This window comes from Rhodococcus sp. EPR-157, assembly GCF_001647195.1.
Classification (GTDB): Bacteria; Actinomycetota; Actinomycetes; order Mycobacteriales; family Mycobacteriaceae; genus Rhodococcoides.
Map to the genome: position 1 here is coordinate 1 of NZ_LVCV01000289.1, position 6292 is coordinate 6292.

General features: G+C 63.1%; 7 protein-coding genes. 6 read left to right on the plus strand and 1 reads right to left on the minus strand.

The window, feature by feature from the left end:
- Positions 1-296: 296 nt before the first annotated feature.
- From A2J03_RS13315 to A2J03_RS13335, 5 genes are all read left to right on the plus strand, one after another.
- Entirely contained in the window at positions 297-1646 is a 1350-nt protein-coding gene (locus tag A2J03_RS13315; protein ID WP_068374576.1) for a serine hydrolase domain-containing protein, read from the plus strand.
- A 107-nt stretch (positions 1647-1753) separates the two neighbouring features.
- Positions 1754-2482 (plus strand): PadR family transcriptional regulator, encoded by a 729-nt coding sequence (locus A2J03_RS13320; RefSeq protein ID WP_068374579.1) that lies wholly within the window; start codon positions 1754-1756, stop codon positions 2480-2482.
- A 44-nt stretch (positions 2483-2526) separates the two neighbouring features.
- Positions 2527-3285: a GAF and ANTAR domain-containing protein gene (locus A2J03_RS13325; protein WP_231912524.1), complete on the plus strand. Its 759-nt coding sequence runs from the start codon at positions 2527-2529 to the stop codon at positions 3283-3285.
- The gene (locus A2J03_RS13330) at positions 3285-4043 is read left to right on the plus strand and encodes a GAF and ANTAR domain-containing protein (RefSeq protein ID WP_068374582.1); all 759 of its coding nucleotides are present in this window, start codon (positions 3285-3287) and stop codon (positions 4041-4043) included. Before A2J03_RS13325 ends, A2J03_RS13330 begins: the two co-directional genes overlap by 1 nt.
- 230 nt (positions 4044-4273) lie before the next feature.
- Entirely contained in the window at positions 4274-4513 is a 240-nt protein-coding gene (locus A2J03_RS13335; RefSeq protein ID WP_068374585.1) for a hypothetical protein, read from the plus strand.
- Between the two features lie 10 nt (positions 4514-4523).
- On the opposite strand, the gene A2J03_RS13340 is transcribed toward A2J03_RS13335, so the two are convergent.
- Entirely contained in the window at positions 4524-5396 is an 873-nt protein-coding gene (locus A2J03_RS13340) for a DUF1295 domain-containing protein (RefSeq protein WP_068374588.1), read from the minus strand.
- Positions 5397-5522: 126 nt separating this feature from the next.
- Here A2J03_RS13340 and A2J03_RS13345 point away from each other — a divergent pair.
- On the plus strand, positions 5523-6292 hold a 770-nt coding region (locus A2J03_RS13345), incomplete at its 3' end, for a MerR family transcriptional regulator (RefSeq protein WP_197480749.1).

Below are 6292 nucleotides of genomic sequence, written 5' to 3' on the forward strand. Positions count from 1 at the left end.
CGAGCCGCATGCCGCGGTCAGCAGAACGCCGACAACGGTGAACGAGGCCAGAAGTGATCGCGCACCGGACCTGCGTCCGGGAATTCTCGAGGATGACATGGCACCGACTCTCTTGAAGCGTTCTCGTCTGTCCGCCAGGATCATCGGACCTCACCTGCGGGCGGTGCAGTGGTGTCAATTTAACCGAGTTACTGCAATTTGCACACTGTAATTCGTGAACCTTGGGAGAATCGGAACTGGACAGTCCTGAGCACGCCGCTATTCGCCGAACCACCCCTCACGCATCGGAGAGCGCAATGCCAACACCACACCTGTCGACCCGGCGGCGTATTGCCGGCCGGGCCAGGACAACCGGGGCCGCCGCCGTCCTCCTCGCGGTCGCACTCGTCGCCGCGTCGTGTTCGTCGGACTCGGACAGCACCTCGACATCGACGTCGGAAGCAACGAGCTCGGAATCATCGACTTCGGAGGCATCCAGCGCGCTCGTACCTCTCGACACGGCCGCGATGGACACCGTCGTCGACGAACTGGCCACCCAGTTCCGCGAGGTCGGCATGATGGTGCTCGTCAAGACACCGGAAGGCGACTACACGAAGTCGTGGGGAACACTCGGGCTCGACTCGACCGAAGTCCCCACGGCGGACACGAAAGTTCGTATCGGCTCCAACACCAAGACCTGGACCGGCACCGTTATCCTGCAGATGGTCCAGGAGGGCAAGATCTCCGTCGAGGATCCGGTGAGCAAGTACCGGCCTGACGTGCCCAACGGCGAGAACATCACGATCGCTCAACTGCTCGACATGCGAAGCGGGCTGTACAACTACACCCAGACCCTCGAGCTCAACGACGCCCTCGACAACGACCCGCAGAGAGTATGGGAGCCAGAACAATTGCTGGCCCTGGCCTTCGCCAATCCGCCGGTGGCGGAACCCGGCGCCGAATACAACTACTCCAACACCAACACCGTTCTCCTCGGACTGATCGCCGAGCAGCTCGACGGCAAACCGATCGCTCAGATCTACCAGGATCGACTGTTCAGCACGCTGAACATGACGAGCACATCCTTCCCCGCCAACACCGACACGTCGATTCCCGACACCTACGCCAACGGCTACTCCTACAGCGGCAACGTCGAGACCTTGGGCGAAGGCAAGGAATCGCTCTCACCCGAGCGCCTGGCGGCAATCGAGGCAGGAACGGTCCAACCGAGGATCACGACCAACGACAATCCGTCGTGGACATGGTCGGCGGGCCAGGGCATCTCGACGGCCAACGACCTTGTCACCTGGGTCGAAGCTCTGGGCAACGGAGATCTTCTCGACGAAGAAACCCAGGCACTGCGGATGGACAGCGTGCAACCGTCGGACCCGAGCGACCCATCCGGCAGCAGCTATGGGTACGGCATCGCACAGATGGGACCGATGTACGGGCACATCGGCGAGATGCCCGGATACAACTCGTTCATGGGCTACGACCCGGTCAACGACGTCACCATCGTGGTCTGGGGAACTCTGGCACCGACCCCCGAAGGTGCCCCACCTGCCGCTGCGGTAGCCAAATCGCTTGTGCCGCTTGTCTACGCGAGCTCGACCGAGGACACCGGTGAACACATCGACGATGCCGCCGAGGACACCAGCGGCGGATAAGACCATGGCAGCCACGATGAGGTGCCGCACTAGGGCCTCATCGTGGCTGGCTAGGCTTGGGGCGACACAGAGACATCGAGTCGGGTCCATGCGGGAGGAGAGGGCAATTGGTTCAAGGCGACCTCAACACCACGTCGTTTCTGGTGCTCGGACTCCTGGCTTCCCGGGACTGGTCTGCCTACGAGATCGCAGAGCAGGTCGGCCGAGGGGTTGCCGAGGTGTGGCCGCGGGCGGACCGTCAGCGTTACAACGCGCCGAAGCGCCTTCTCGAGCGCGGACTGGTCACTGCCCGAACCGAGAATACGGGCGAGCGTCGCCGCAGAACCGTGTACTCGATCACGGAGTCGGGTCGCGACGCGCTCACCGAGTGGCTCAGCACCCAGTCCCGCCCGCCAGCACTCGAATTCGAGGGCCTCATTCGGGTCATGTTCGCCGAACAGGGGTCTATCGAGGACCTTCGGGCCAACCTCAGGAATTTGCGAGAGCAGGCCAGCCGGACACAGCAGCTCTTCGTCTCCCACGCCGGACGGCTCCACGCTCCGGACGGCGGGACCTTTCCGGAGCGGTTGCACCTGATGACCCTCGCCAACAAGTTCATGATCGGCCACTTCGACAACATGATCGAGTGGGCAGACTGGGCGCTCGACGAGACCGACTGTTGGCCCGACACCGAAAGCCCTGCAACAACCCACGCCGCACGCAGCCGCGAAATTCTCGCTGCCACAATGACGTTGGCGCGCCCCGCCGGCTCGGAACCTGAATCCCTGGAGGGTCTTCGAACACCGGACGAACCCATCCGGGCCGCATCGAGTCCGTCGGGCAGCCAGGAGGACTAGGATGAGCCTATGGGAGCGATCGAAAGTTTCGCAGCGGCACAACGGTGACCGCGCAATCGCGGCTGCGCGAGGACTTGGCGTCGGCCATGGCAGGCGCCGGGAAGGGCCTGTCGGCCGCTGATCGTCTGTGTGTCGCATGCGTCGAACTTCTCCCCGTCGACGGTGCTGCAATCTCGGTGATCCACGATGGAGTGACGCGCGGAACGTTCGGATCGAGTGGTGAATTCAGCAGGCGGCTGGACGACTTTCACTTCACCTTCGGCGAGGGTCCATGCTTGGACGCGGTCTCCTCGGGACTACCGATATTGGTACCCGACCTGTCAGATCCCGACGAACGGCGGTGGCCTGCGTTCACCCCTGCAGTTCTCGACGCCGGAGTACACGCGATCTTCGCTCTACCGACCGCGATTGCGGCGGTACACGTCGGGGTCCTCGATCTGTTCTGCAGAGCGCCGGGACCACTGTCGGCTTCCGCATTGAACGCGGGCATGTGGGCGGCCGAACTTGCCGCACTGCCGCTGTTGGATTTGATGACTTCGGATCTCGATTGGGACGCTGCGAGCGAGGGTCAAGACGGTTGGGAGCAACTCGCTTCGCTCGAACGCGTCGAGGTGTATCAGGCGACCGGAATCCTCATGGGCCAGCTCGAACTCGACTCCGTCGAGGCCCTTGCCCGCCTCCGCGCTCACGCGTTCCTCACCGGGCAAACTGCCAGTGAAGTCGCCTGGGACATCATCGAACGTCGGCTCGTGTTGAGTTCCGACGACAACCCCACCAGTGGGTACGACTCGGGAAGCATCTGATGAACAGCAACCGCGAACACGGCGTCACCGAGGCATTCGTACGACTGGCGAACAGCTTGGTCGGAGAGTTCGACGTCATCGAACTACTGAGCGGGTTGACCGCCGAGTGTGCGCAGCTACTCGACATTGCGTCGGCGGGTTTGCTCTTGGCCGACGAACGAGGTGTGCTGCACGTAGTGGCAGCGTCGTCGGAAGCAACGCGGCTACTGGAGGTATTTCAACTTCAGCGCGAAGAAGGGCCGTGCTTGGACTGCTTTCGCACCGGACAGCCGGTCCGTGTCGCCGATCTCGAAGAACATTCGGGGAGGTGGCCACAGTTCGTCGACGTCGCCACCTCGGCAGGGTTCGTGTCCGTCCACGCGGTCCCCATGCGACTGCGGACGAATGTGCTGGGCACTCTTGGATTGTTCGGCTCCCGCACGGGTGCACTCGACGACGACGACCTCGAACTGGCCCAAGCACTCGCCCATGTCGCCAGCATCGCGCTGATCAACGGGCCCACGCCGCCGGACCCGGCAGCCATCGGTGCTCGACTGAGTTCGACGTTGCGCAACCGAGCCAGTCTCGAGCAGGCCAAGGGCCTCCTCTCCTACGTCGGCGATCTCGACATGGACCAAGCGTTCACCGCCTTGCGTGGATACGCGCGCGAGCACGGTGTTGCCCTGTCCACAGTGACCGACGGGCTCGTCCAGCGGACGTTGAACGCTCGGACCGTGCTCGAGAATGTCGCCGGCATCCGACACGAGTCCTCGGAGTGACTGCCTTCGGTCGACGCACCGCACACTGTTGACAACACGCCCTGGCGGGTGTGAACTGAAAGTGCTGAGACAACAAGCCGAACCGGGATCGATGCCCTCGCCCTCTCAGGGTCACGGCATCGCCAGAATTCTTCGCCCGGCCTCATCGTTGCGTAAAAACATCATTTCCTCGACGGTTGCCCGGCGTCCATGACGCCGACACTTCGCCGTCGGTTGGAGCAAGGCCCGCCATGAACGAGCGTCACGCCCGCGACCTGATCGACTTCGCTGCACGATGGGCCCCGTTCGGGGGTGCCGACGACGAAGAAATATGGGTTTCGTTCGGACTCAGAGCTGGTGAGTACCGTCGTCGACTCCGCTTGATCCTCGATCTTCCCAACCCTGCATTGCTCGACAGCGCGATGAGAGAGCGTCTGAGAATTTGTTCCCGGCGCCTCAACGCCGCACCACGACCGTTGGTCGGCCTGTAGGTCGAGGCTGTCAGTGCCCACGAGGCGGGCGCGGAACAAAGCGCGGGACCCGGCCCATGACTTCGCGGTACTGCGGGCGGCGCTGAAGACTGCGCCGTTCCATCATCGGGATACTCACACCGAGAAACGTCACCAGCATGACGACGGCTCCCGCCATCACCCACCACGCTCCCGGATTCGCAGCCAGTCCGAAGAGGCCGAACGAGAGCCATATTCCGAACTCGCCGAAGTAATTCGGATGCCGCGACCATGCCCACAACCCCTTGTCCATACTCTGCCCCGACGCGTTGGTGTGGACGAAGCGGCGCATCTGCAGATCCGCGAGCGTCTCGATGGCCAACGCGCCGATACCGACAACGAACGCAACGACGTCGAGTGGACCGAGCGGCTCGCCTGCCCGCGTCGCAACGACGTAGACAGGTATCAGTCCGAGAAAGACTTGCAGCGTCGGGACGATATGGATGCCGACGAGATCGACGAGCACTTCGAGCCGCCCTGCACGCGCACGCAGTAGTGGGTATCGCCAATCCTCGTGGTGCAGGCCAGCAAACGTGGATATCCAGTTGCCGGTCAACCGGATCGACCACGCCACCATGACGATCATCAGCAGCCACCACCGGGCGTCGTCGACACCTGCGCCTGCGTCGAGCCACCAGTAGAAGGCCAACAGCGGAGGTATGACGCTCCAATAGGCGTCGTAGAAGCTGGAATTGCGATGCATCCGACTGGCCGCGAAGATCACCAGCGTCGCAAGCAGATCGGCGATCAGAGCATCGAGCCACAACTGTCCGGTGTTCGGTCCCAGCACCAACCACGCGAATCCCACGGCGATGGCTACAGCGTACGCAACCGCCACCCGGCAGAGCGACGCGCCTCGGCTCATGGGAGCACTGTAGTGGGTCGGCCAGTCTCATCCAGGCGGATCTACTCCCGTGTTGTGTGTGCCTGGAAGCGCTCAGCGCACAATCGGGGGGGTAGATCCGGCGCCCTGTGGGGGAGAATGCTTGACGTGGCTTCCGTGATGACGATCGGCGACTTCTCCCAGGCGACCAGATTGAGCGCCAAGACCCTTCGCTTCTACCATCACGCCGGGCTTCTGCTGCCTGCATCGATCGACCCCTCGAACGGGTACCGGCTCTACGGTTCCGACCAGATCGCTGACGCGCAGGTGATTCGCCAACTGCGCGCACTGTCTGTACCGGTAGACACGATCCGGTCGATTCTCGTCGCAACCGACGTCGAGACGAGGAACGACCTGATCGCTGCGCATCTGGAACGGATGGAAGCCGAACTGGAAGCGACCAGAGCCGCGGTCAGGTCACTTCGAGGTCTGCTCGTAACGGCACCGACTCCGCTCGTCATCGAACATCGCAGCATCCCGACGACACCGGCGTTGGTGATTCGCGAGACGATCGACCTACCGGACCTCGGCGAATGGTACACCTCGGCCCTCGCCGAACTGAATGCGTTGTCTCAGAACGATTCTCTGCGCGCCGTCGGGCCGATAGGCGGGATCTGGGACACCGAGCTGTTTCTGCACGAACGTGGCGACGCCGCATTGTTCTGCCCGATCGCGTCTTCGGACGGTCACTCGACTCCCAACGGACGTGTCCAGGCAGAGATGCTCCCCGCCGTCGATCTGGCCGTCGCAACGCATCGAGGACCCGACGAGACGATTGGGCAGACCTACGGGGAGCTCGGGGCCTATGTCGCCGAACACGAGATCGGCGTCGGCGGACCCATTCGGGAGAACTACCTGACGGATGTCGTCACCGAGAT